We start from the raw sequence: 23,400 nt of genomic DNA on the forward strand, positions 1-23,400 counted from the left end.
ATGTAGGAGAAGCACAAATGGTTGCTGGATTGCTCGAGCGCCTTGGCGTTGCCGCCGAGGCTCACACCCAGGGCGACTACCCTGTTCACACGCCGATCGACGGCAGCCAGATCGCCTCGGTGAAACTGCTCGGCAAAGCCGAGACCATCGCCTGCATCGACAGGGCGCAGAACGCCTTCGAAGCCTGGCGCAGCGTCCCGGCCCCACGCCGTGGCGAGCTGGTGCGCCTGTTCGGCGAAGTGCTGCGCGAGCACAAGGCCGACCTCGGCGAGCTGGTATCCATCGAAGCGGGCAAGATCACCCAGGAAGGCCTGGGCGAAGTACAGGAAATGATCGACATTTGCGACTTCGCCGTTGGCCTGTCGCGTCAGCTGTACGGCCTGACCATCGCGTCCGAGCGTCCTGGCCACCACATGCGTGAAACCTGGCATCCGCTGGGCGTGGTCGGCGTCATCAGCGCTTTCAACTTCCCAGTCGCCGTCTGGGCCTGGAATACCGCCCTGGCCCTGGTGGCCGGTAACTCGGTGGTATGGAAACCGTCCGAGAAGACCCCGCTGACCGCCCTGGCTTGCCAGGCGCTGTTCGAGAAAGCCCTGAAAGCCTTCGGCGATGCTCCGGCTGGTCTGTCGCAACTGGTGATCGGCGGCCGCGAAGCGGGTGAAGCCCTGGTCGACGACCCACGCGTTCCGCTGGTCAGCGCCACCGGCAGCACCCGTATGGGTCGCGAAGTCGGCCCGCGTGTGGCCGCACGCTTCGGCCGCAGCATCCTGGAGCTGGGTGGCAACAACGCCATGATCCTGGCCCCGAGCGCCGATCTGGACCTGGCCGTGCGCGGCATTCTGTTCTCCGCAGTCGGCACCGCGGGCCAGCGCTGCACCACCCTGCGTCGCCTGATCGTGCACCGCTCCATCAAGGACGAAGTGGTTGCTCGCGTCAAAGCGGCATACGGCAAGGTGCGCATCGGCGACCCGCGCAAAGACAACCTGGTTGGCCCGCTGATCGACAAGCAGTCGTTCGATGCGATGCAGGGTGCCTTGGCCAAGGCCCGTGATGAGGGTGGCCAGGTATTCGGTGGCGAGCGTCAGCTGGCCGATCAGTACCCCAACGCCTACTACGTGTCGCCCGCCATCGCCGAGATGCCGGCGCAGAGCGATGTAGTGCGCCACGAGACCTTCGCGCCGATCCTGTACGTGCTGGCCTATGACGACTTCGAAGAGGCCTTGCGCCTGAACAACGAAGTGCCACAAGGTCTGTCCTCGTGCATCTTCACCACCGACATTCGTGAAGCCGAGCGCTTCCAGAGTGCTTCGGGTAGCGACTGCGGTATCGCCAACGTCAACATCGGTACCAGCGGCGCGGAAATCGGCGGTGCTTTCGGTGGCGAGAAGGAGACTGGCGGTGGTCGTGAGTCGGGTTCGGATGCCTGGAAGGGCTACATGCGGCGCCAGACCAACACCGTGAACTACTCCCGTGAGCTGCCGTTGGCGCAGGGTATCGTGTTCGACTGATGGATTGATGCTGCATGGCCGGGGGCGTTGCCCCCGGTTCGCAGTGGTGCGGCGACCCAATATACCCGTTCCCACAGGTTCTCCACTGCCCTCGAGGCCTGTGTGGCCCCTGTGTGAGCGGGTTTATCGGTTCGTCGTACCGCCGCGAATGGGCCGCTTGGCGGCCCCAACAAGAACAAATCGCTGGAGCCGGGCCATGTCCGAACTGCGTCAAGAATGTCTGTGGGAACACGTCACCAAACCGACCGTCGCCGCCCAGGCCCTGGCCGGTGAGCACAAGGCTGACGTCTGCGTGATCGGTGGCGGTATCACTGGCCTGTCTGCGGCCATCCACCTGCTGGAACAGGGCAAGTCGGTGATTCTGCTGGAGGCCTGGAAGATCGGCCACGGTGGCTCAGGACGCAACGTAGGCCTGGTGAACGCTGGCACCTGGATTCGTCCCGACGATGTCGAGGCAACGCTTGGCCAGAAGCAAGGCAGCCGCCTGAACAAGGTACTGGGTGAAGCCCCAGCCGAAGTGTTCGCCATGATCGAGCGCCTCGGCATCGACTGCCAGGCGCAGCACAAAGGCACCCTGCACATGGCGCACAACGCCACCGGTATTGCCGACCTGCAAGCGCGTCACGAGCAATGGCGCCGTCGTGGTGCCGATGTGGAGTTGCTCACTGGCGTGCAATGCCAGGAATACTGCGGCACCGACAAGATCTCCGCCGCGCTGCTAGACCGCCGCGCCGGCACCATCAACCCCATGGGTTACACCCAGGGCCTGGCCGCCGCTGTCACCCGCCTGGGTGGCAAGGTGTTCCAGCAATCATCGGTCGAAGGCCTGGCGCGTGACGGCGATGGCTGGCAGGTAAGAACCGCGCGCGGTTCGGTATGCGCCGACAAGGTGGTGATATCCACTGGCGCGTACACCGAAGGCGATTGGAGCAACCTGCAGAAGCAGTTCTTCCGCGGCTACTACTACCAGGTGGCCTCCAAGCCGCTGCAGGGTGCTGCCGCCGACAAGGTGCTGCCCTATGGCCAGGGTTCGTGGGATACCCGCACCGTGCTCAGCAGTATTCGCCGTGACGATCAGGGCCGCTTGTTGCTTGGCAGCCTGGGCCGGGTCGACAACAAGCCAACCTGGTTCGTGCGCAGCTGGGCCGACCGCATCCAGAGCCACTACTACCCCGAACTGGGCAAGGTCGAGTGGGAGATGCACTGGACCGGTTGCATCGACTTCACTCCAGATCACCTGATGCGTCTGTTCGAGCCTGCGCCCGGATTGGTGGCGGTGACGGGTTACAACGGGCGTGGCAATACCACCGGAACGGTGATTGGCCGGGCGTTCGCTGAGTTCCTGCTCAAAGATGATCCGGACAGCCTGCCGATTCCCTTCTCGCCGATGACGGGGGTCAGTGCGCCGTCGCTGCGCACCGCGTTCTACGAGTCTGGGTTCTCGCTGTACCATGCCGGGCAGTGCTTGAGAGTCGTGCTCTAGCTGATGGCCTCATCGGCGGCAAGCCGGCGATGGGGCCCGTTCCAACAACGGCCTACTTGTGCAGCCAGCTTAGGAAACCGCCCTTCTTGATCAGGGCCGGCTTTTGCAGCAAAAGCGACTCCCGGCTCTGGCGCCGGAAGCGCTGCAGTTTGGTCAGCGCGGTCTGCACCTCGCCCCGCTGGGCCAGGCAGCTGCGCACCTGCTCCTTGTCGATGCGGAACAGCACACAGCTGGTCAGCGTGCGGAATTCGGCGAACGAATCGTCCTCGTCGATCAGACCCTCGATCCCCAGCACTTCTCCCGGTCCCATACGCCCAGCCTCCAGCAGCTTGTCACCGTCGCGTACCGACGCCGAGACCACGCCGCTGCCAATTACCAGCAGGTGATCGGACTGCTCGCCCACCCCCAGGATCACCTGATCGGCCAGGTACTCCACAGCGGTCATGCGCTGGCTCAGGGTGTCGCGCTCTTCGTCGGTGAGCGAGCGGAACACGCGCACCTCGTCCAGCACTTCACGCTGGCGACTGCGCGCAGGCATGGCCAAGTCGACGTTCCACATCACACCGCTGGCTTCCAGATGCCGATGTGCCAGATCGAACAGCTGGTTGCGCACTTCGGTCTTGCGCGCCATGTCGGCGATGAAACCGCTGGCCTCGTACTCGACCGACTCCAGTGTCGAGGCCTTGACAGTAACCTTTGGCGCGGGGTTCGCGAGCAGGGCGCTGGTGCCTTGCAGTGCTTTCTCCAGGGCATCGAAAACCCGCCTCGGCCGCACCTTGGCAGGCACCACCACGCTGATTGACACCCCATGGCGGTCGATGGGACGGCTGTGGTTGAGCAGTTTGGCCTTGGCCGCCACGGAGTTGGGGATGACCGCCAGACTACCGCTGCCGGTGATCATGCGCGTGGCGCGCCAGTCGATATCCACCACCTTACCCTCGGTGCCGTCGATGGAGATAGCATCGCCGATCTGGTAAGGCCGGGTGGTATTCAGCACGATGCCGGAAAACACGTCGGCCAGAGTGCTTTGCAGCGCAAGACCAATGACGATGGCCATGACACCAGAGGTGGCCAGCAGGCCCTTCACGGGCAGTTGCATCACGTAAGCCGCGGCAGCTACCACCGCCGCCAGGAAGATCAACGCCCCTAGCACATCCTGCAACAGCCGACCGCCGTGGCTGCCCCGTGCCACCAATAGCAGCCCGAACACTACGGTCACCGTTCGTGCGCCGAACAGCCACCAGCCAATCGCCAGCACCGTGGCCAACAGGTTACGCGAAACATCGTCTGGCCAGGGTGGCGGTTGCAGCGGGCTCATGCCAGCGGCCACCAGCACCGAACTGAACAGCAGGAAGATCACCAACCGCGTGCCGATGCGCCAGGCGTGGCGCTGGAGGGGGATCAGTTGCCAGAGCACGAGGTCAAGCAGGATCAAGGCGGTGCCGAGCAACAACGGGGACGACTGGATGAACGCCAGCATGATGGTCTCGGGATGAGGGAGGGCTGCGGGTAGTAATAGAGTAGGTTGAGGTGGCAGGCAATGGGGGAGGGGTGAGGTTTCTCCAGTGGCGGGGGCCGTTGCCCTGCCACTGAAACGGCCCCTTTGGTCCAGGCTAGTGTCCTGTCTTGGAAATACGTTCTCTTCTGGCGAGTGGCCTGGGTGTTCGGCAAAGGCGCCGCGACGAGTCATAGCAGGGCTATGGCGAGGAGTGGCAACGCAGGCCGAAAGCCCAGGACGCCGCCAAAAGTGAAGAGCTTATTTCCGAGACAGGACACTAGGTAAATGTTGGGGTCAAATCAGCGCTGCGTGACCTGCCACGTAGACGAAAATGGCGGTGATCGGCAACCAGCTGATCATTATCCAGAAAATATTAACCCAGGTGATTTTAGAGTTTTGCAGTCCCAGTGGATCACCTGCACATGCATTGGCGGCTTGCTGAATTCTCAACAGTGAAACGGTGCCAAAGGTCGCGATCGCAAAGACGAGAGTGATAGTCATCAAAAACCTGACCATCAGGGGTAGGCTGTTAAGGAAATTCTCGGGATTAAACAAATCCCAAGACAGCGTGACCAAATAGGGAATCCACCACATCAACGTGACGCCGAGTGCAGTACCTTCGACAGATTGATTCACCTCGCGGCTGCGGGCGACTATGTTTTTCATTAACCAATACATTGTGAGTCCGCCAAATAGCGTGCACAGCAGCGGAGTGAGTTTTAATCCGCGTTGGCCTCGAATATGTAGCCAGTGTCGATAATTGCAGTATGCGATGTAAAGGCCAAGGGTGAATACCCCCATGATTGCGTATTTTGATATAGAGACTACGTGAAACTGAGTGCGATCATTGGGTAGGTGTGATTGTTGCTCGGTGTTATGTGTCAGGGGTTTGTTCAATTTGTTGCTCCCGCCGCGAAAGTTACATGAAGAAATGATTGAAAGTTAGCCAGATGCATGCGGCTACGTTTAATTGCGAGGATATAATGAGTCTTTTTTTGAGGCGGTGAGGGAACGCCCTGTAGTCTTGCGCGTCTAGTGAACCTCTGCGAATGCAGAATTTAGGAGATGTGAGGGTGCCGGCTATCATGGAAATAACGAGTACTCTCGAACGTAAACTGGTCTCTCCCCAAAGCGTTGTGGCGTATGACAGGCATGGGCTTCTTTGAAGTGCTGACGTCATTATTTTATAGTGGCGAGTGCAGGCGATATGGATATCCATTGCCAGCCCGGTCAAGCCTATGAAGAAAGGAGCGGCCAATGAGAATAATTTTACCTTGAAGTCGAGGTTATCAATCATCTTGAAAGGCCTCGAAAAGTATTTCCCCAAGTACTTCTCCGCCGTCCATCCCTTGTGTGCTGCCGACATAGACTCCTAATCCAGTTACTGCTATTCCGCATATCAAGGCGCCGGCACCCGGTCTAATGCAAACTGTCGCAGCCAATTTTGATCCTGCTCTACCTCCAATCCAGCCCCCGGCTAAACCGCCGGAAAAATTTCCCGCCTCAGTGATCTTGACTTTTTCACAGGCTCTTGTATTACCCGCTCGGCATACGTCGGCAACTTTCATGGCCGAACCAACCCCTCCGATAGCAACGCCTAGACGTCCTCCTGCCTTCAAATACTTAGAGATGCTTGCCAGCTTATTGAGGTGTGTCGAATAGCCGGGAATCTGGCCTGGCGCCCCTATTTTACTCCAGTGGTGCACCAGGCTTTTTGACGAAATTCCGAGGTGTCGGCGTAGGGTTTCATAATTTCCAAGGTTAAGGCGCTTGTTCAGAACGGTCGCTTTCAAAATTGTATTTAATTGCTTGAGTAGCTTCATGCGTTCTTCAAAAAACTCTTTGCTATGCAGGTGTCCGTACTTGGCAAACTGCTGCTGATGCAGTTCTTCAATCTTTCGCAATATAAGACCCAGTTCGTCCAGCGACTTTGCCAGCATCGCCTCGCTCACCCCCATCGCCTGGCTCACCTCACCAAGCAATCCGGCAATGTCGGCCTGATGTTGCATCATGAACTCGGCCTCTTCCGGCGTCAGGCTTGCCAATGCCTCCCGCGCCTGTTTTGCCGCGCTCATCGAATACAGCTCTTCACGGGTGCAAACCGGTCGGCTCAGGCCGTCGCCGATAACGAAGATCTCTCCTGCCTTGAACCCTTGCTGATAGGTCGGGTTCAGGCGCTGCAGAATCGAGTTCGGCAGGTTCGCCTGCGGCGCGCCGAGCTGAATCAGAACCTCCTGGTAGGTCATGCACCGCGGCACGATATAGAAGCCAGGCTCCATGCCTTGAGGCGCGGTCGATGATTGAAATGCCGAAGGCCGGTACCTGTTCACGTGCGGGGTTGCCTGGGCTGGGGCTTGTGCCTCGACAACGGTTCCAGCCGCCGTCATGCGACGCGGTGCAGGGCCCTGATTCAACGGCGCCAACACGCGGTTGCTGCCCAACGGGCAGCCGCACTTGACCAGCGAGCCGTCCACGGCGGTGGGCCGACCGTCCTGCATCCAACGTTGCTCGCCTTCGATGATGACGCCTTCCTCACCACAGCGTGGGCAGGCGGTAGTTCGGTCGCCTTCGATCAACCACCGGCGGCCATTGAACGTGCCCCGGGAATGGCTGGCGATGCACGTGGCACCTGTGGTGGTGACGTCGCCGTCGAGGCCTTGGCCGTTACCGAAAATGTTGGTGCGCTGATTCATGTCTCGATTCCCTGAGATGTGAATCCGGCAAGCTATCACTCTGAAGGCCCCTATTTTCGGGCGGGGCAGCGCTTAAGACATGCCTTACGCAAGATGCAGATTGACCTGTAGGAAAGGTCCTGCTTTTAGGGTGAAGGTATCCAAAAGTATGTCGTGTGCGTGGAGCCGAGCGGGTAGGCAACGCTTGTAACGGTGTGCTCAGATCGTTCACATAATGGAACGCTAAAGCCAAAATTCACTATCTTCCGCGCCAAAGGGTCTGGTTTTAATCTTCTCCCATCAACGCGAAACACCCCACTTACTGAAGATCAGAACCCCTTAGGAGCGACGACCATGACCCAGTTCAAATACAACCGCCTGAACAAAGACGACGCTGCCGTGCTGCTGGTCGACCACCAGGCTGGCCTGCTGTCCCTGGTGCGCGACATCGAGCCGGACACGTTCAAGAACAACGTGCTGGCCCTGGCGGACCTGGCCAAGTTCTTCAACCTGCCGACCATTCTCACCACCAGCTTCGAGCAAGGCCCCAATGGCCCACTGGTACCGGAACTCAAGGCGCTGTTCCCGGATGCCCCGTACATTGCCCGCCCTGGTCAGATCAACGCCTGGGACAACGAAGACTTCGTCAAGGCGGTGAAGGCCACCGGCAAGAAGCAACTGATCATCGCTGGCGTGGTGACCGAAGTGTGCGTGGCGTTCCCGGCGCTGTCGGCCCTGGAGGAAGAATTCGATGTGTTCGTGGTGACCGACGCTTCGGGCACCTTCAACGAGATGACCCGCGATGCTGCCCACAACCGCATGAGCCAGGCGGGTGCGCAAATGATGACCTGGTTCGGCGTGGCCTGTGAGCTGCACCGCGACTGGCGCAACGACATCGAGGGTCTGGCGGCGCTGTGCTCGAACCACATCCCGGACTACCGCAACCTGATTACCACCTACAACGCCCTCACCGCCGGCAAGTAAGCCCCGCCGCCCGGGCACCAAGCATCGGTGCCCGGGCAAGGCAGCACACCCATCCAATCCTCAGCCCGTCCGCCGTTGCACAGTGGATGCGGGCAAGCTCATCCCAAGGAACGCCGATGAACACCGCATTCCAAGACAACCGCAACGTGGTGACCCTGGTCATCCAACACAAGGTCCGCGCCGAGTCGCTGGCGGGCTACGAGGCGTGGCTAAAGCGCACGGTCAGCACCGCGCGCCGTCAGCCGGGGCACCTGGATGTCAATGTCATTCGCCCCGACGACGGTGGGCGCCACTTCACCACCGTGGTTCGCTTTGCCGATTCCAGTCTGTTGCAGGCCTGGGTCAACTCGGCCGAACGCCAGGCGCTGGTCGAAGAGGTGCTGCCGCTGCTCGAAGACGGTGACCACACCCAGGTCCACGAAGATCCCGAGTTCTGGTTCACCCCGCCCAGCACCAACGTTGCACCGCCGCCGCGTTGGAAGCAGGCGCTGCTGACCTACCTGGTGATCTGTCCGATGACCCTGGTCATTCCTCAACTGCTGGCACCCTTGTTCGCGCACTTCCCGCTGTTGGGCGGCCGGGTTACCAGCAACCTGATCGTCAACCTGTTCGTCATCCTGCCCGTGGTGTTCTACATCATGCCTTGGGTAACCCGCCGCTGCGCCAAGTGGCTGCGCGGCTGATTCACACCTCACCTGCAGACTTTCAAGGAGATACCGACATGAGCACACTCGTCACCCGCGATGGCACTTCGATCTATTACAAGGACTGGGGCAGCGGCAAGCCTGTACTGTTCAGCCACGGTTGGCCGCTGGACGCCGACATGTGGGATTCGCAGATGGAGTACCTGGCCAGCCGTGGCTACCGTGCCATCGCCTTCGACCGTCGAGGGTTTGGCCGCTCCGATCAGCCGTGGACCGGTTATGACTACGACACCTTCGCCGATGACATCGCACAACTGATCGAACACCTCGACCTGCGCGAGGTAACCCTGGCGGGCTTCTCGATGGGCGGTGGCGATGTCAGCCGCTACATCGCCCGTCACGGTAGCGCGCGCGTTGCCGGCCTGGTGCTGCTGGGGGCGGTGACGCCAGTGTTTGGCAAGATCGAAAGCAACCAGGAGGGTGTCGACCTTTCGGTGTTCGAAGGCATCAAGGCTGGCCTGCGCGCCGATCGCGCACAGTTCATCGCCGACTTCGCCACGCCATTCTATGGCCTGAACCATGGGCAGCAGGTATCTCAGGGCGTGCAGACCCAGACCCTGAATATCGCCCTGATGGCGTCGATCAAGGGCACCCTCGATTGCGTGACGGCATTCTCCGAGACCGACTTCCGTCCGGATATGGCCAAGATCGATGTGCCAACCCTGGTAATCCACGGGGATGACGACCAGATCGTGCCGTTCGAGACCACCGGCAAGCGTGCCGCGGAACTGATCCGTGGGGCCGAGTTGAAGGTGTACAGCGGTGCACCGCACGGCTTTGCGGTGACCCATGCGCAACAGCTGAATGAAGACCTGCTGGCGTTCCTGCAGCGCTGAAGGCGGGGCCACTGTGCGGCCCATCGCCAGCGAGTCGGCTCCCGCATCGATCGTGTCGTCACTGGGATCCGCGGGAGTCGGCTTGCCGGCCAAAGGGCTGGGGCAGGCGGCACGAATCCGAGTGGTTGCTAGTCTTCAACCACTTCACCGCACATCCATCCAATCCTTAGCCCGGCGCGAACCGGCATGCTCGGCAGTCGCCTGCCGCCCCAGCCAGACGGAGAAGACCATGTCCCAGGACCCCAACGACAAGACCCGTCGCCAGTTCATCGCCACCAGCACCCTGCTCGGTGCCGCTGGCGCGCTCTGGTCCGCATTGCCCTTCACCGGCCAAGCCGGTTCCGCTCACGCATCGACCCAAGGAGGTTCCATGATCGCCGACCTGATTCTGTTCAACGGCAAACTGCACACCGTTGACCGCGAAAAGCCCACCGCGACTGCCGTCGCCATCAAGGATGGCCGCTTCATCGCCGTGGGCAACGACGCCGAGGCCATGGCCCACAAGGGCTCCGCCACGCAGATCATCGACCTCAAGCAACGCACCGTGATCCCCGGCCTCAATGACTCGCACCTGCACCTGATCCGAGGTGGCCTGAACTACAACCTCGAACTGCGTTGGGAAGGCGTGCCATCGCTGGCCGATGCCCTGCGCATGCTCAAGGATCAGGCCGAGCGTACGCCAAGCCCGCAGTGGGTGAGGGTGGTGGGCGGCTGGAACGAATTCCAGTTCGCTGAAAAACGCATGCCGACCCTGGAGGAAATCAACCAGGCCGCACCCGACACCCCGGTGTTCCTGTTGCACCTCTACGACCGTGCGCTGCTCAATCGCGCAGCGCTCAGGGCCGTGGGCTACACCAAGGATACGCCGAACCCGCCAGGTGGCGAGATCCAGCGCGACAAGTTCGGCAACCCGACCGGCATGCTGATCGCTCGTCCCAACGCCACTATCCTGTATGCCACCCTGGCCAAGGGGCCGAAGCTGCCGCTGGAATACCAGGTCAACTCGACCCGTCAGTTCATGCGTGAGCTCAACCGCCTGGGCTTGACCAGCGCCATCGATGCCGGCGGTGGTTACCAGAACTACCCGGACGACTACCAGGTCATCCAAGAGCTGGCCGACAATGACCAGTTGACCGTGCGGATTGCCTACAACCTGTTCACCCAAAAGCCCAAGGAAGAGCTGGCGGACTTCAAGAACTGGACCACCAAGGTCAAGCCGGGCGACGGCACGGACTTCTTCCGCCACAACGGTGCCGGCGAAATGCTGGTGTTCTCCGCCGCCGACTTCGAAGACTTCCTCGAACCGCGCCCTGACCTGCCGCAGACCATGGAGCAAGAGCTCGAACCGGTGGTGCGTCACCTGGTTGAGCAGCGTTGGCCGTTCCGCCTGCACGCCACCTATGATGAGTCGATCTCGCGCATGCTCGATGTGTTCGAGAAGGTCAACCGCGACATCCCGTTCAACGGCCTGCCGTGGTTCTTCGACCATGCCGAAACCATCTCGCCGAAGAACATCGAGCGCGTGCGCGCCCTGGGCGGTGGCATCGCGATTCAAGACCGCATGGCCTTCCAGGGCGAGTATTTCGTCGACCGCTATGGCGCCAAGGCCGCCGAGAAGACCCCGCCGATCCAGCGCATGCTGGCCGAAGGTATCCCCGTCGGGGCCGGTACCGATGCGACCCGCGTGTCCAGTTACAACCCATGGACCTCACTGTACTGGCTGGTCAGCGGCAAGACCGTTGGAGGCCTGGAGTTGTACCCCGAAGGCCTGAGCCGCGAGACCGCACTGCAGTTGTTCACCCATGGCAGCGCCTGGTTCTCCAGCGAGCAGGGCAAGAAAGGTCAGATCAAGGTCGGCCAGCTGGCAGACCTGGCCGCACTGTCGCTGGACTTCTTCAGCGTCGAGGAAGAAGCCATCAAAGGGATCGAGTCGGTGCTGACCATCGTCGATGGCAAAGTGGTGTACGGCGCGGCAGAGTTCGACAAGCTCGGCCCGGCGCAGGTGCCCGTGCTGCCAGAGTGGTCGCCAGTGGCCAAGGTGCCAGGGCACTGGCGTGCGGGGGCGCCAATGGCGGCGGCCTTGCACCAGTGCGTTGGCCCATGTGGGGTGCATGCCCACAGTCATGAGAAGGCTCGCCATTCCAGTGTGCCGGTCAGTGACTTCCAGGGCTTCTGGGGAGCGTTGGGTTGTTCGTGCTTCGCGTTCTGAGGTAAGCGGGGGCCATCAGGGCCCCCACCGTTGGCAACCTGGCGCCTATACGATCTTGTAGGTGCCGGCTTGCCAGCGATTCAGTTCAGAAAACCCCTTTGAGCGGGTATTCGATGATGAGGTACAGGCGGTCGATATCGTCGCCCGCCTGGGCCTCGTTGGCGCGATGGCTGACGTGGGACAGCGACACGCCGAGGTCCTTGGCAGCGCCGGACTGCACCACGTACTTGAGGTCCAGGTCACGCTCCCAGTGGCGCCCTCCTTTGCCCTGTTGCGACACATAGGCACCCGCCGCCGGAGCATGGCTGCCATCGATGCCGCGCCCGCTGACGTAGCGCCCCATCACGCTCAGGCCGGGCACACCGAGGGTGGCGAAATCCAGGTCGTAGCGCAGTTGCCACGAGCGTTCGCCGGGTCCGTTGAAGTCTGCATACTTGATCGAGTTGGCGAGGTAGATGGAGTCGCCGCCGACGAAGTCGAACGGGGTGTCGCCCTCGACCTTCTGATAGGCAAGGGTCACGGCCTGGGCGCCGGCTCTGTACTTGGCCGCCAGACTGTAAGCCAGGGTGTCGATGTTGCCTGCACTGGCTGCACCGGTATCGCGGGTGTGATAGAGGTTGCCGTCCAGCCGCCAGCGGCCTTCCGCCAGGTTCAGGTTGAGGTAGGCCTGGTTCCAGGTGTCCTGCAGTTGCGAGGCGAACAGTGCTCCGCCAAACGGACCGTTGGGGGCGAAAGTGACACCCGCCAGGCTGATCGCGCGCCCATGGGTGCTGGCGCCGTAGCCGGCGAAGTCGTCGTGCGTCGAACTGTTGTCTTGATTATTGAACGCGGTGAATCGCCCGGCTTGCACGCGCCAGTCGGTTAAGTCGGTGTTTTCCAGTAGCCAGCCTGTGGCGTACTCCGGGTGCAGGCGCTTATCGCCGGTATCGAACACTGGCGTTTCCACTGTCATTTCGCCATAGCGCAGCACGGTGTTGCCCAGGCGCATTTTCAGCGCAGCGCCTGCGCTGGAGTAGTCAGACTCAGCGCGCCCGTCGCTGTCTCGGGGCAACAGACCCGTGCCGGCGTGACCGCGTCCACCGTCGAGCTTGAGCCCCAGGAAACCGTGGGCATCCACACCGAGGCCGACCGTGCCCTCGGTGAAGCCCGAGCGAATTTCACCGATGAAACCCTGGGCCCATTCCTGGCGATAGCTTTGGCCGCTGGGTGACGGCGAGCGGAAGTCACTGTGCAAGAAATAGTTGCGGCTGAGCAGTGACCAGCCTGGCTCGTCGGCCAGTGCAAAAGCAGGGCCGAGGGCGGCGAAGGCGATCAGCAGGGCGCGAGGGGGTAAGGTTCCGTTATGCATGAGCCGGGACTGTGCACCAGCGACGTGTGAGGTTCTTGTATGGGTGTGCTGGCCTCATCACGGGCAAGAGGCATTGGGCCGCTCCCGTGGGAGCCTGCTTGCCGGCGATAAGGCCAGGGGACCCGAATCAAGCCATGTCGCTGGCCGCGAACTCTTCCGCCAGATGATCGATCAACGACCGCACCGAAGGCAGCAAGCCCCGCCGCGACGGGAAGATCGCGTGCACGATACCGCAGCGCGGGTGCCACTGCGGCAGCAACTCCACCAGCCGCCCCTCGGCCAGGTCCTCGCGCACCGCTACCCGTGGCAAGTGGGCGATACCCACGCCAGCCACGACGAAGTGGCGTAGCGCGAACAAGTCGTCAGTGACCATGCGCGGTGTATGCGGGATCACCAGGCTGTGCGTCATGTCCTCGCCCTGGAACAGTTCCCACTGATACTCGCGCTGGGCGCTGCCCCAATGCAGGCTGGGAAGTTCGCCGAGTTTTCGCGGGTCGAAGCCCTCTGGCAGTTGTTCCAGAAAGGCTGGGTGCCCGACCAGGCACTGGGTGCTGTTGCTCAGCACCTTCATCACCATGTCGGTGTTCTCCAGCGGTGGAAAACGCACGCGCAGGGCGACGTCGAAACCTTCATGAAGCAGGTCGACGCGGCGGTTGGTGCTCTCGATGAACAGCTCCACTTGCGGGTACTTGAGCATGTAGCGGGTCAGCATGGGGCCGACCCAGGAGTTGAGCAGCGTGGTCGGGCAGCTGATGCGCACCAGACCGCGTGGTTCGCTGCGGTTGCGTTCGATGATCTCCGCTGCGCCTTCGGCCTCGACCCGCATGGCCAGGCATCGGTTGTAGTAGGCCTGGCCGATCTCGGTCAGCGAACAGTGCCGGCTGGTGCGGTGCAACAAGCGCACACCCAGGCGGTCCTCAAGGTCGGCGATGCGCCGGCTGAGCTTGGATTTGGGCATGTCCAGCGCTCGCCCTGCGGGAGCGAATCCACCGTGCTCGACCACTTGGGTGAAGTAGTAGAGGGAGTTGAGGTCTTCCAATGATCGTTCTCCAAATGGAACGCTAAGGGCAATTTTCGCAGTCTACCGCGCCAAAGGTGATGAATCTAATCTTTGCTCATCAACGCGAAACACCCCACTTACTGAAGATCAGAACCCCTTAGGAGCGACGACCATGACCCAGTTCAAATACAACCGCCTGAACAAAGACGACGCTGCCGTGCTGCTGGTCGACCACCAGGCTGGCCTGCTGTCCCTGGTGCGCGACATCGAGCCGGACACGTTCAAGAACAACGTGCTGGCCCTGGCGGACCTGGCCAAGTTCTTCAACCTGCCGACCATTCTCACCACCAGCTTCGAGCAAGGCCCCAACGGCCCACTGGTACCGGAACTCAAGGCGCTGTTCCCGGATGCCCCGTACATTGCCCGCCCTGGTCAGATCAACGCCTGGGACAACGAAGACTTCGTCAAGGCGGTGAAGGCCACCGGCAAGAAGCAGCTGATCATCGCTGGCGTGGTGACCGAAGTGTGCGTGGCGTTCCCGGCGCTGTCGGCCCTGGAGGAAGAATTCGATGTGTTCGTGGTGACCGACGCTTCGGGCACCTTCAACGAGATGACCCGCGATGCTGCCCACAACCGCATGAGCCAGGCGGGTGCGCAAATGATGACCTGGTTCGGCGTGGCCTGTGAGCTGCACCGCGACTGGCGCAACGATATCGAAGGCTTGGCGGCACTGTGCTCGAACCACATCCCGGACTACCGCAACCTGATCACCACCTACAACGCCCTCACCGCCGGCAAATAACGCCAAAGCGCTTGAAGGATGAGGCCGGCCCCTGTCGCAGGGGCCGGCTTTTTCGTTCAGCCCTGGTAGCGCGCTGCTGCCTTGTTCAAGGTGTTGGCAACTTCCTGCCGCAATTCGATCGGCAGCTCCACTTCGATCTGGTCGCCCTGGCTCAACAGCCACCATCGCAGCGGCCAGCCATCACTTAAGGTGGCCTGCAGCCGGTGCCCCTGGTCGAGGGCTGTCAGTCGCATGTCGGCACACAGCGGGGACTCACGCAGTTGGCGTGCCAGCGTGTCGCTGATCCATAGTTGCACTTCCAGGCCATCGCCCTGTGGCGGCTGCAAGGCATCGCCACGCAGGTACCCTTGCAGATCGAAGTTGCCGCGCAGGTCGCCCACGGGATTGGCCGACCAATGCCAACCGAACGGAATGCTCTTGTCATTGCGCTCAAGCGGGAAGATCAGCGACAGCTCGTTAAGGTCGCGCTCGACCGTGCGCTTGCTGACATTGAAGCCTACATCACGCAGGCGCCAGACCAGTTCGGCGCTGGTGGTTCCGGGGGAGCGGCTGGGTAGCTGGCGCAGCAGCGCCCACTGACGGCTAAGGGTGGCGCGGGTGGTGGCGAACGGCAAAAGATAACGTCCTTGTCTAGGCTTGCCGCACTAGGATGGCGGCACGGGCGCGGCATGGCAATTGGCCATTGATTGATCAGATCAACGATCGTGCATTTGGTTGCCTGTGCTTGAATCGTTCGCGACAGGTTCTGTCGTGGTGTCGCGCAGAATCACGCCTCATCACAGCCGAGGTCGGGACTGTGGGTCGTTCAATGAGGATGAACATGTCTGCTGCCAGCAATATCCATTCGCTGCTCGCCCGTCTTCTGCCTGAGCGGGTCTTCTCGTCTCCAATCCCCGCCCAGAGGCGGCTCCGTCAGTTCGCAGGCGTTGGGATGCCCAGCCAACGGGCGTTACTGGTCAGCCGTCTGGACGAAGCGGTCGACGTGCAAGTGGTGTACGACGATCTCCGGCGTCAGGCATTGCAAGGGAATGTTGCCGCACTCAATGACCTGGGCTGGATCTGGCTCAACGGCAAGTACTGGCACGCCGATACCGATCTGGCCGGACACCTGCTGCGCATGGCGGCATTGCAGGGTCATCCGGTGGCCTGGTTCAACCTCGGGCAGCAGCATTATTTCGGCAAGGGCGTCGCGACCTCCTACGTGCAAGCAGCCGAGTGCTATCGACAGGCGTTCGAGCGCGGCGTTTTGCAGGCTGCCGCTGCGCTGGCCGATCTGTACGAGGAAGAGGTCTGCGATGAGCAGTTGGCCTGGCAGGTCGACTTTCCCCAGGCCTACCAGTGGTTTCTTCGGGGGGCCGAGCAGGGTGAGGCGCGCTGTCGGTTCGAGGTGGGGTACCGGCTGCTGCATGGCTTGACGGTGGCGCGCGATGTGAAGGCGGCCTTGTACTGGCTGGAGCTGGCGGCGGCGGCGGGGGTGATGCAAGCGGCCGAGGAGCTGGCCGTACATTTCAGCCGCAGCGACAGTGCGCGTTACCTCGACTGGCGCGACCGAGCGGTGCGATTGGGCAGTAGCCTGGCGCTGGCGATGAAGCTGGAGGACCAGGTACAGACCTGATCCGCCCGGCTTGGCGGCGATATCCCGAGCAGGCCCGGGGAACTGCCGAATAAAAAACAATTCATCCAGGCTGTCCGTCGCCCACGGTTGACGACAGGGGGAGGGCGAAGCGTATATTGATAGTTAGCAAACTATGAATATGTTCGGTTTCTCTCATGACGCTCGATGCACTGCACCTGAAAGTCAGTAGCGGTATGGTCGTGGCCGCCCGCCATTGGCGGCGGATCTGCCATGCCGCGCTGACCAGCTACGGCATTTCCGAGGCCTGTGCCGCGCCTTTGCTGATGATCGTGCGCCTGGGCGATGGGGTGCACCAGGTGGCGGTGGCTCAGGCTGCGGGCCTGGAAAGCCCGTCGCTGGTGCGCCTGCTCGACCAGCTGTGCAAGGCCGGCCTGGTGTGCCGCAGCGAAGACCCTCTGGACCGTCGCGCCAAGGCCTTGAGCCTCACGGCTGAAGGTCGCGCACTGGCCGAGGCCATCGAAACCGAGCTGGTGCGTCTGCGTCGCGACGTCCTGCACGGCATCGACCAGGCAGATCTTGAAGCCACCCTGCGGGTGCTGGGCGCGTTCGAGGCTGCTGGTCTGGGCACGGTCGGCGGGGTGGCATGAACGGTTTCTTCAGCTCAGTGCCCCCGGCCCGCGACTGGTTCTACGGCGTGCGTACCTTTGCCGCGTCGATGATCGCACTGTACATCGCTCTCTACATGGAGCTGCCACGCCCCTACTGGGCCATGGCCACGGTCTACATCGTCTCCAGTCCCTTCGTCGGTCCGACCAGTTCCAAGGCGCTGTACCGTGCCTTGGGTACCCTGCTTGGGGCGGGCGGGGCAATCTTTCTGGTGCCGCCGCTGGTCCAGTCGCCCTTGCTGTTGAGCACCGCTATCGCGCTGTGGACCGGCACCCTGCTGTTCCTCTCGCTGAACCTGCGCACCGCCAACAACTATGTGCTGATGCTGGCCGGCTACACCTTGCCGATGATCGCCCTGGCGGTGGTCGACAACCCTACGGCGGTGTTCGACGTGGCCTCTTCACGGGCACAGGAAATCTGCCTGGGTATCGTCTGTGCAGCGGTGGTGGGCGCAATCTTCTGGCCTCGCCGCCTGGCACCGGTGGTGGTCGGCTCGACCGGCAATTGGTTCAACGAAGCGATCCGCTACAGCGATACTTACCTGGCGCGCGAAGCCGCCGCCGACAAGGTAGGCGGCATGCGGGCTTCCATGGTGGCGACTTTCAACACCCTGGAAATGATGATCGGCCAGCTCGGCCACGAAGGCGCCGGGCCTCACACCCTGAAGAACGCGCGTGAATTGCGTGGGCGGATGATCCACCTGCTGCCTGTGATCGATGCCCTGGACGATGCCCTGGTCGCCCTCGAAGGTCGGGCCCCGGCACAGTTCGCTCAATTGCAGCCGGTGCTCGGCGCGGCCCGCCAGTGGCTCGAAGGGACCGCCAAGGACGCCTCGCTGGCCCGCTGGACCGTCTTGCATGAACAGATAGATCGCCTGCAACCCAGCGCAGCGGCGCTGGATCAGCGCGCCGAGTTGCTGCTGTCCAACGCGCTGTATCGCCTGACCGAGTGGGTCGACCTCTGGCAGGATTGCTGCGCCCTGCAGCATGCCCTGCGTCTGGATGACGCCACGCCTTGGCGTGCCACCTACCGTCATTGGCGCCTGGGTCGCCTGACCCCGTTCTTCGACCGTGGCCTGATGCTCTATTCGGTGTTCTCCACCGTGACCGCGATCATCGTCGCCAGCGGCCTGTGGATTCTGCTGGGCTGGAACGATGGTGGCAGCGCGGTGATCCTTGCTGCCGTTGCCTGCAGCTTCTTCGCCGCCATGGACGACCCCGCGCCGCAGATCTACCGGTTCTTCTTCTGGACGCTGATGTCGGTGATTTTCTCCAGTGTCTACCTGTTCCTGGTGCTGCCCAATCTGCACGACTTCCCGATGTTGGTACTGGCCTTTGCCGTTCCGTTCATCTGCGTCGGCACGCTGACGGTGCAGCCGCGCTTCTATCTCGGCACCTTGCTGACCATCGTCAACACCGCGACCTTCATCAGCATCCAGGGCGCCTACGACGCGGACTTCCTGACCTTCATCAACGCCAACCTGGCCGGCCCCGTTGGCTTGCTGTTCGCCTTCATCTGGACCCTGCTGCTGCGTCCGTTCGGCGTGGAACTGGCCGCCAAGCGCATGACCCGGTTCGCCTGGCGCGACATTGTAGAGATGACCCAGTCGGCGACCTTGGCCGAACACCGCCAGGTCGGCGTGCAGATGCTCGACCGCCTGATGCAGCACCTGCCGCGCCTGTCGCAGACCGGACAGGACAGCGGCGTGGCGCTGCGTGACCTGCGCGTGGGCCTGAACCTGCTCGACCTGCTGGCCTACATGCCCCGTGTCGGCCCACAGGCCCGCGAGCGGCTCGAGACGGTGATCCACGAAGTCGGTGCCCATTACGCCGCCTGCCTGCGCGCCAACCGCCGCCTGCATGCGCCAGCAGAACTGCTGCGCAGCATGGAGTACGCCCGCCAGGGCCTGGCGCTGGACGAGCACAACGACCGTGGCGATGCCCGCGTGCATCTGCTGCACGCCCTGAGCGGCCTGCGCCTGGCCTTGTTGCCGGGTGTGGAGGTCATGCTCGAACCAACCGAACAACCGCAACTGCCCGAAGGCATCGATGGAGCGCCCCTGTGATCGGTGATCTGGATATCAGCGGGGTATTCCTGCCCACGCTGCTGGTGATGATGGTGTTCACCTACTTGCTGTTCCTGGGCGTGCACGCCGTGCTGGTGCGCCTGCATTTCTACCGCCTGGTCTGGCACCGGGCGTTGTTCAACGTTGCCCTGTATGCCGTGCTGCTGGGCGCGGTCGACCACTTTTGCCGAAACCTGATGCTGCCATGAAAAAACCTTTGCTGACCCTGGGCCGCGTGGTCCTGACCTTGCTGGTAGTGAGCTTCGCCGCCGTGCTCGTGTGGCAGATGGTGGTGTACTACCTGTTCGCCCCCTGGACCCGCGACGGCCATATCCGCGCCGACGTGATCCAGATCGCCCCAGATGTATCGGGGTTGATCCAGAAGGTCGAGGTGCGCGACAACCAGGTGGTCAAGCGCGGCGACGTGCTGTTCACCATCGATCAGGACCGCTTTACCCTGGCCTTGCGCCAGGCCAAGGCGACCCTGGCCGAGCGTTCGGAAACCCTGGCCCAGGCCTCCCGCGAGGCGCAGCGTAACCGCAAGTTGGGCAACCTGGTGGCGGCCGAGCAGTTGGAAGAAAGCCAGTCCCGCGAGGCCCGTGCCCGCTCGGCGGTGAACGAGGCCCAGGTGGCGGTCGACAGCGCCCAGCTCAACCTCGATCGCTCCGTGGTTCGCAGCCCTGTGGACGGGTACCTCAACGACCGTGCGCCGCGAAATCATGAGTTCGTCACTGCTGGCCGCCCAGTGCTGTCGGTGGTCGATAGTGCCTCGTACCACGTCGATGGTTACTTCGAGGAAACCAAGCTCGGTGGCATCCACATCGGCGATGCCGTGGACATTCGCGTGATGGGCGACAACACCCGTCTTCGCGGCCATGTGCAGAGCTTCGCCGCCGCCATCGAAGACCGCGACCGCAGCAGCGGTGCCAACCTGCTGCCTAACGTCAACCCTGCGTTCAGCTGGGTACGCCTGGCCCAACGGATTCCGGTGCGTATCGCCTTCGACGAAGTGCCGGAAGACTTCCGCATGATCGCCGGTCGCACTGCGACCGTCTCGATCATCGAGGGCCAGCGCCCATGAAACAGTTGATCCTGGCCGGTTTGTGCCTGTCTCTGGGTGCCTGCATGATGGTTGGCCCGGACTATGACGTGCCGAAGGACGCGGCACTGCAGCGCCGCGACCTCAACGGCCCGTTGCGCCAGGATGCCGACAGCGTGGTATCGGCGCCGGTGCCCGAGGACTGGTGGCAGCTGTATCAGGATCAGCGGCTCAATGCGTTGGTGCGCCAGGCGTTGAGTGCCAACACCGAGCTGCGCGTGGCGGCGGCCAACATCGCCAAGGCCCGTGCCCAGGTTGAAGTGGCTGAATCGCAGGGTGGTTTCAATGGGGGGGTGAAGCTCGGCGCGCAGCGCTTGCAGGAGTCCGGCGAGGCGTTCCTGCTGAGTGAAAAAGTGCCGGTGGCCAACATCGGCGAAGCGATCATCAGCGCGTCCTACCAGTTCGACCTGTGGGGTACCTTCAAGCGAGGTACCGAAGCGGCCAAGGCCAATGCCGACGCCGTGCAGGCCGCTGCCGATACCGCCCGTATCACGCTGGTGGCCGATGTGGTCAAGGCCTATACCCAGGTGTGCTCGGCTAACGAGGAGTACCACATTGCCCGTGAGTCGCTGGATTTGCAGCAGCAGAGCGTCGAGCTGAACCAGCGCCTGCGCGATGCTGGCCGGGGTGACGAAACCCAGGTGACCCGTTCGCAAACCCAGTTCAAGTCGTTGCGCGCCGAGTTGCCGCGCTTCACGGCCGAGCGGGAGACGGGCTTGTACACCTTGGCGGCGCTGCTGGCCAAGCCGGTCGACCAACTGCCGGCCGGGACGGCCGATTGCGCGGAATTGCCGCACCTTGCCCAGCGGGTGCCGGTGGGTGACGGCGCCGCACTGCTCAAACGCCGCCCCGACGTGCGTCAGGCGGAACGTCAGCTGGCTGCTGCAACGGCCAACATCGGCGTGGCCACCGGCGCGTTGTACCCGGACATCAGCATCGGCGCCCAGGTCGGCACCATCGGTATTCTTGAGAATCTCGGCGAACCTGCAACCAACCGCTGGGGCTTCGGGCCACAGGTCAGCTGGACCATTCCCACCAACGGCACCCGCGCCCGCATCCGCATGGCCGAAGCCTCGACCCAGGCGGCACTGGCGCACTTCGATGGCGTGGTGTTGAACGCTATCCGCGAGACCCAGACGCGGTTGGCCCAGTACAGCGCGCTGCTTGATCGTCGAGATGCCCTGGCCGAGGCTGAAAAGTCGGCCAAGGAAGCGGCTGAACAGACGCACCGGTATTACCTGGCTGGACGTGAGTCGTTCCTGGCGGATTTGCAGGCGACACGGACCTACACCGACATGCGGGCGCAGTTGGCGGCAGCCAACAGCCAGGTGGTGTTGGGGCAGATTGGGGTGTTCCTGGCGTTGGGTGGTGGATGGAAAGGAGCCGCTGTGGACCAGTAATCTTGGGTTTAGCAGTACAAGTCGGTATCTGGTGATATCCCTCCACTTTTCAACGACAGGGGAGGCCGGCGGGGATGGTGGCCTTCGCGGATTTTGCTGCACCGGGCTTGATACGCGTTGCCGTGAGCAAGAATATTCGCCTGCTGTGCCGGGTGGTTCGCTAAACGGGTATGACTCCCTTAATACCGAACTGTTTTCGACTTTAGGCCAATCGCGCTAATGCACATCCCGAACAAATTTGCATGCCCAGCCCGGTGAGTTTGCTGGTGTACACGAGATCGTAAGCACTTATCTGAGTCATGGTGCGGAGGACTTGTTGAGGGGCGAACGGAGGGCTATTCCAGCACAGGTCAGACCGCATGTGCCGGTTTGAGCAGAGAAGCGCGAATCGAAGCATTGGCCTGCGGTGTTCCGAACAGTCTATTAGCTATGTCACTTACACTATGCTGAAATCCATTCCCTAACGTGTACGGATGTAGATGTTCTTCGGGAGGTAATCCACGGTTGGTGGAGATGCGGTGTATGATGGCTTCATATTTTATGAAATCCCTTATTTTTTTTGCGGCTTCAATTTCTTGTTTTTCTGTTTTTGCAACCTTATTAGGAAGGTTTGCAAAGGCAGTCGCAGATTGGCTTTTCGCAAGGCGTAGGTCTGTCGAAATGGTTTTGTGTTCTGGTATTTTTTTTATGATGGCCTGAAGTTCTCCTTTGAAGACTTCTGATTGTATTTTTCCTGTCCTTTGAACGCCTTGTGTTTGACTTTTTTGTTGTAGTGAAGAGGTGGCAATATTGGATTTCTTCGAAGTCTGCTCTAAAGGGGAGCGAGGTTTTAGTGTCGGATTTTTAGTCCGCGTGCGTCCACTAGGGTCGGTATAATTTATCGGGTCGCCCCCGCAATAACAATATGAGTTGATGCCGCCTGAGCTAAATGGGGATAAATTGTCGGGCGAGCAGAATACTCCTAATTTTGGGTTATAATTGCGTTGCCCATTTCCGAGCGCATAAGTTCCGCTCGGCTGCCATGGCTGGCCGTTGAAGCCGAGAGATGAAAGCGGGTTTTTAGCAAGAGCACTATGTCCGTAAGGAGTATAGTTAAGGTTCTGTGCTCTAGTGTGGTGAGTTTGCAGGATAGAATATTTTTGATCGCTCGCTAGCATTGATAGCTTGTGAGCATGTTCTTGTTGGTGCAGCTCAGCCAATGGTAAGTTTTCATTTCGAAAAATAGAATTGGATGTGCTGTCGGACAACACAAGGCTGAGCTGTTCGTGCTGATAGAAGAGTTGTGATAAGGTTTTTTTACGTTCCATGATGAATCCCAACGACAATCTGCTGACGTTTAACCAGATTGATTGGGGTTCATACCGTCGTCAACTGTTAAAAATGACAGGTAATGCACAATCGAGCGGCTGCGAGGTGAATTAGCGCTCGTATCATTTGCGCTGGTGTTGGGGTCGAAGAGACGTGAGTCATTTCCGTGTCTGAAACCAAATGCTTCAGTTCTGATTCTCTCTTGAATTATCCTAAGGCGCCTGTCGGAAGGTGCTGTCTTG

Annotated in this window: 20 protein-coding genes; 13 read left to right on the forward strand and 7 right to left on the reverse strand. The window is 61.4% G+C overall.

The window, feature by feature from the left end; translation table 11 throughout:
- Nucleotides 1-17: 17 nt before the first annotated feature.
- Complete coding sequence (locus tag C4Q26_RS12305; RefSeq protein WP_023383003.1) at nucleotides 18-1,508, forward strand: aldehyde dehydrogenase family protein; 1,491 nt, start codon at nucleotides 18-20, stop codon at nucleotides 1,506-1,508.
- A 196-nt stretch (nucleotides 1,509-1,704) separates the two neighbouring features.
- Nucleotides 1,705-2,991, forward strand: coding sequence for an FAD-binding oxidoreductase (locus C4Q26_RS12310; protein WP_023383002.1), 1,287 nt, complete (start codon nucleotides 1,705-1,707; stop codon nucleotides 2,989-2,991).
- A 52-nt stretch (nucleotides 2,992-3,043) separates the two neighbouring features.
- Here C4Q26_RS12310 and C4Q26_RS12315 read toward each other — a convergent pair whose 3' ends face one another.
- From C4Q26_RS12315 to C4Q26_RS12330, 3 genes are all read right to left on the reverse strand, one after another.
- On the reverse strand, nucleotides 3,044-4,471 hold the full coding sequence (locus C4Q26_RS12315; protein WP_023383001.1) for a mechanosensitive ion channel family protein: 1,428 nt from the start codon (nucleotides 4,469-4,471) through the stop codon (nucleotides 3,044-3,046).
- A 312-nt stretch (nucleotides 4,472-4,783) separates the two neighbouring features.
- Nucleotides 4,784-5,386: a hypothetical protein gene (locus C4Q26_RS12320; protein WP_027906677.1), complete on the reverse strand. Its 603-nt coding sequence runs from the start codon at nucleotides 5,384-5,386 to the stop codon at nucleotides 4,784-4,786.
- A gap of 392 nt (nucleotides 5,387-5,778) precedes the next feature.
- The gene (locus C4Q26_RS12330; RefSeq protein WP_104883119.1) at nucleotides 5,779-7,182 is read right to left on the reverse strand and encodes a PAAR domain-containing protein; all 1,404 of its coding nucleotides are present in this window, start codon (nucleotides 7,180-7,182) and stop codon (nucleotides 5,779-5,781) included.
- 333 nt (nucleotides 7,183-7,515) lie between these two features.
- Here C4Q26_RS12330 and ycaC (C4Q26_RS12335) point away from each other — a divergent pair, with 333 nt between their 5' ends.
- The 4 genes from ycaC (C4Q26_RS12335) to C4Q26_RS12350 all read left to right on the forward strand — a co-directional run bounded on the left by ycaC (C4Q26_RS12335) (nucleotide 7,516) and on the right by C4Q26_RS12350 (nucleotide 11,894).
- Nucleotides 7,516-8,145 (forward strand): isochorismate family cysteine hydrolase YcaC, encoded by a 630-nt coding sequence (ycaC, locus tag C4Q26_RS12335; protein WP_023382993.1) that lies wholly within the window; start codon nucleotides 7,516-7,518, stop codon nucleotides 8,143-8,145.
- A gap of 116 nt (nucleotides 8,146-8,261) precedes the next feature.
- A complete protein-coding gene (locus C4Q26_RS12340) occupies nucleotides 8,262-8,828 on the forward strand; it encodes an antibiotic biosynthesis monooxygenase (protein ID WP_104883120.1) in 567 nt (188 codons plus the stop codon).
- Nucleotides 8,829-8,866: 38 nt separating this feature from the next.
- Nucleotides 8,867-9,685 carry an alpha/beta fold hydrolase gene (locus C4Q26_RS12345; protein ID WP_104883121.1) on the forward strand — a complete coding sequence of 273 codons (819 nt, stop codon included), beginning with the start codon at nucleotides 8,867-8,869 and terminating at the stop codon, nucleotides 9,683-9,685.
- Nucleotides 9,686-10,055: 370 nt separating this feature from the next.
- Nucleotides 10,056-11,894, forward strand: coding sequence for an amidohydrolase (locus C4Q26_RS12350; protein WP_104882325.1), 1,839 nt, complete (start codon nucleotides 10,056-10,058; stop codon nucleotides 11,892-11,894).
- 85 nt (nucleotides 11,895-11,979) lie between these two features.
- On the opposite strand, the gene C4Q26_RS12355 is transcribed toward C4Q26_RS12350, so the two are convergent.
- Nucleotides 11,980-13,242, reverse strand: a complete 1,263-nt coding sequence (locus C4Q26_RS12355; RefSeq protein WP_027907843.1) for an OprD family porin — start codon at nucleotides 13,240-13,242, stop codon at nucleotides 11,980-11,982.
- Nucleotides 13,243-13,369: 127 nt separating this feature from the next.
- Complete coding sequence (locus C4Q26_RS12360) at nucleotides 13,370-14,281, reverse strand: LysR substrate-binding domain-containing protein (protein WP_023382994.1); 912 nt, start codon at nucleotides 14,279-14,281, stop codon at nucleotides 13,370-13,372.
- A 133-nt stretch (nucleotides 14,282-14,414) separates the two neighbouring features.
- Between C4Q26_RS12360 and ycaC (C4Q26_RS12365) the strand changes: the two genes are divergently transcribed.
- A complete protein-coding gene (gene ycaC / locus C4Q26_RS12365) occupies nucleotides 14,415-15,044 on the forward strand; it encodes an isochorismate family cysteine hydrolase YcaC (RefSeq protein WP_023382993.1) in 630 nt (209 codons plus the stop codon).
- A 56-nt stretch (nucleotides 15,045-15,100) separates the two neighbouring features.
- Here ycaC (C4Q26_RS12365) and C4Q26_RS12370 read toward each other — a convergent pair whose 3' ends face one another.
- Nucleotides 15,101-15,658 (reverse strand): WYL domain-containing protein, encoded by a 558-nt coding sequence (locus tag C4Q26_RS12370; protein ID WP_023382992.1) that lies wholly within the window; start codon nucleotides 15,656-15,658, stop codon nucleotides 15,101-15,103.
- Nucleotides 15,659-15,864: 206 nt separating this feature from the next.
- On the opposite strand from C4Q26_RS12370, the gene C4Q26_RS12375 reads away from it, so the two are divergent.
- From C4Q26_RS12375 to C4Q26_RS12400, 6 genes are all read left to right on the forward strand, one after another.
- Complete coding sequence (locus C4Q26_RS12375) at nucleotides 15,865-16,659, forward strand: tetratricopeptide repeat protein (RefSeq protein WP_104883122.1); 795 nt, start codon at nucleotides 15,865-15,867, stop codon at nucleotides 16,657-16,659.
- Nucleotides 16,660-16,814: 155 nt separating this feature from the next.
- Nucleotides 16,815-17,267, forward strand: a complete 453-nt coding sequence (locus C4Q26_RS12380; RefSeq protein ID WP_023382990.1) for a MarR family winged helix-turn-helix transcriptional regulator — start codon at nucleotides 16,815-16,817, stop codon at nucleotides 17,265-17,267.
- The gene (locus tag C4Q26_RS12385) at nucleotides 17,264-19,351 is read left to right on the forward strand and encodes an FUSC family protein (RefSeq protein WP_104883123.1); all 2,088 of its coding nucleotides are present in this window, start codon (nucleotides 17,264-17,266) and stop codon (nucleotides 19,349-19,351) included. Before C4Q26_RS12380 ends, C4Q26_RS12385 begins: the two co-directional genes overlap by 4 nt.
- On the forward strand, nucleotides 19,348-19,560 hold the full coding sequence (locus C4Q26_RS12390; protein ID WP_023382988.1) for a DUF1656 domain-containing protein: 213 nt from the start codon (nucleotides 19,348-19,350) through the stop codon (nucleotides 19,558-19,560). The genes C4Q26_RS12385 and C4Q26_RS12390 overlap by 4 nt, the downstream gene beginning before the upstream one ends.
- The gene (locus C4Q26_RS12395; RefSeq protein WP_023382987.1) at nucleotides 19,557-20,432 is read left to right on the forward strand and encodes an HlyD family secretion protein; all 876 of its coding nucleotides are present in this window, start codon (nucleotides 19,557-19,559) and stop codon (nucleotides 20,430-20,432) included. The genes C4Q26_RS12390 and C4Q26_RS12395 overlap by 4 nt, the downstream gene beginning before the upstream one ends.
- Nucleotides 20,429-21,850, forward strand: a complete 1,422-nt coding sequence (locus C4Q26_RS12400; RefSeq protein WP_104883124.1) for an efflux transporter outer membrane subunit — start codon at nucleotides 20,429-20,431, stop codon at nucleotides 21,848-21,850. The genes C4Q26_RS12395 and C4Q26_RS12400 overlap by 4 nt, the downstream gene beginning before the upstream one ends.
- 350 nt (nucleotides 21,851-22,200) lie before the next feature.
- On the opposite strand, the gene C4Q26_RS12405 is transcribed toward C4Q26_RS12400, so the two are convergent.
- On the reverse strand, nucleotides 22,201-23,157 hold the full coding sequence (locus C4Q26_RS12405) for an RHS repeat-associated core domain-containing protein (RefSeq protein WP_104883125.1): 957 nt from the start codon (nucleotides 23,155-23,157) through the stop codon (nucleotides 22,201-22,203).
- Between the last annotated feature and the right edge of the window lie 243 nt (nucleotides 23,158-23,400).

Origin of the sequence: Pseudomonas sp. SWI44, assembly GCF_002947915.1 — a bacterium.
Lineage (GTDB): Bacteria > Pseudomonadota > Gammaproteobacteria > Pseudomonadales > Pseudomonadaceae > Aquipseudomonas > Aquipseudomonas taiwanensis.

Excerpts from the sequence above, each read along its gene's own strand:
- C4Q26_RS12310 (WP_023383002.1), top strand. The coding sequence starts at position 1,705 with ATGTCCGAACTGCGTCAAGAATGTCTGTGGGAACACGTCACCAAACCG.
- C4Q26_RS12350 (WP_104882325.1), top strand. The coding sequence starts at position 10,056 with ATGATCGCCGACCTGATTCTGTTCAACGGCAAACTGCACACCGTTGAC.
- C4Q26_RS12400 (WP_104883124.1), top strand. The coding sequence starts at position 20,429 with ATGAAACAGTTGATCCTGGCCGGTTTGTGCCTGTCTCTGGGTGCCTGC.
- C4Q26_RS12380 (WP_023382990.1), top strand. The coding sequence starts at position 16,815 with ATGACGCTCGATGCACTGCACCTGAAAGTCAGTAGCGGTATGGTCGTG.
- C4Q26_RS12395 (WP_023382987.1), top strand. The coding sequence starts at position 19,557 with ATGAAAAAACCTTTGCTGACCCTGGGCCGCGTGGTCCTGACCTTGCTG.
- C4Q26_RS12355 (WP_027907843.1), bottom strand. The coding sequence starts at position 13,242 with ATGCATAACGGAACCTTACCCCCTCGCGCCCTGCTGATCGCCTTCGCC.
- ycaC (WP_023382993.1), top strand. The coding sequence starts at position 7,516 with ATGACCCAGTTCAAATACAACCGCCTGAACAAAGACGACGCTGCCGTG.
- C4Q26_RS12405 (WP_104883125.1), bottom strand. The coding sequence starts at position 23,157 with ATGGAACGTAAAAAAACCTTATCACAACTCTTCTATCAGCACGAACAG.
- C4Q26_RS12305 (WP_023383003.1), top strand. The coding sequence starts at position 18 with ATGGTTGCTGGATTGCTCGAGCGCCTTGGCGTTGCCGCCGAGGCTCAC.
- C4Q26_RS12375 (WP_104883122.1), top strand. The coding sequence starts at position 15,865 with ATGTCTGCTGCCAGCAATATCCATTCGCTGCTCGCCCGTCTTCTGCCT.
- C4Q26_RS12330 (WP_104883119.1), bottom strand. The coding sequence starts at position 7,182 with ATGAATCAGCGCACCAACATTTTCGGTAACGGCCAAGGCCTCGACGGC.
- C4Q26_RS12345 (WP_104883121.1), top strand. The coding sequence starts at position 8,867 with ATGAGCACACTCGTCACCCGCGATGGCACTTCGATCTATTACAAGGAC.
- C4Q26_RS12315 (WP_023383001.1), bottom strand. The coding sequence starts at position 4,471 with ATGCTGGCGTTCATCCAGTCGTCCCCGTTGTTGCTCGGCACCGCCTTG.
- ycaC (WP_023382993.1), top strand. The coding sequence starts at position 14,415 with ATGACCCAGTTCAAATACAACCGCCTGAACAAAGACGACGCTGCCGTG.
- C4Q26_RS12385 (WP_104883123.1), top strand. The coding sequence starts at position 17,264 with ATGAACGGTTTCTTCAGCTCAGTGCCCCCGGCCCGCGACTGGTTCTAC.
- C4Q26_RS12340 (WP_104883120.1), top strand. The coding sequence starts at position 8,262 with ATGAACACCGCATTCCAAGACAACCGCAACGTGGTGACCCTGGTCATC.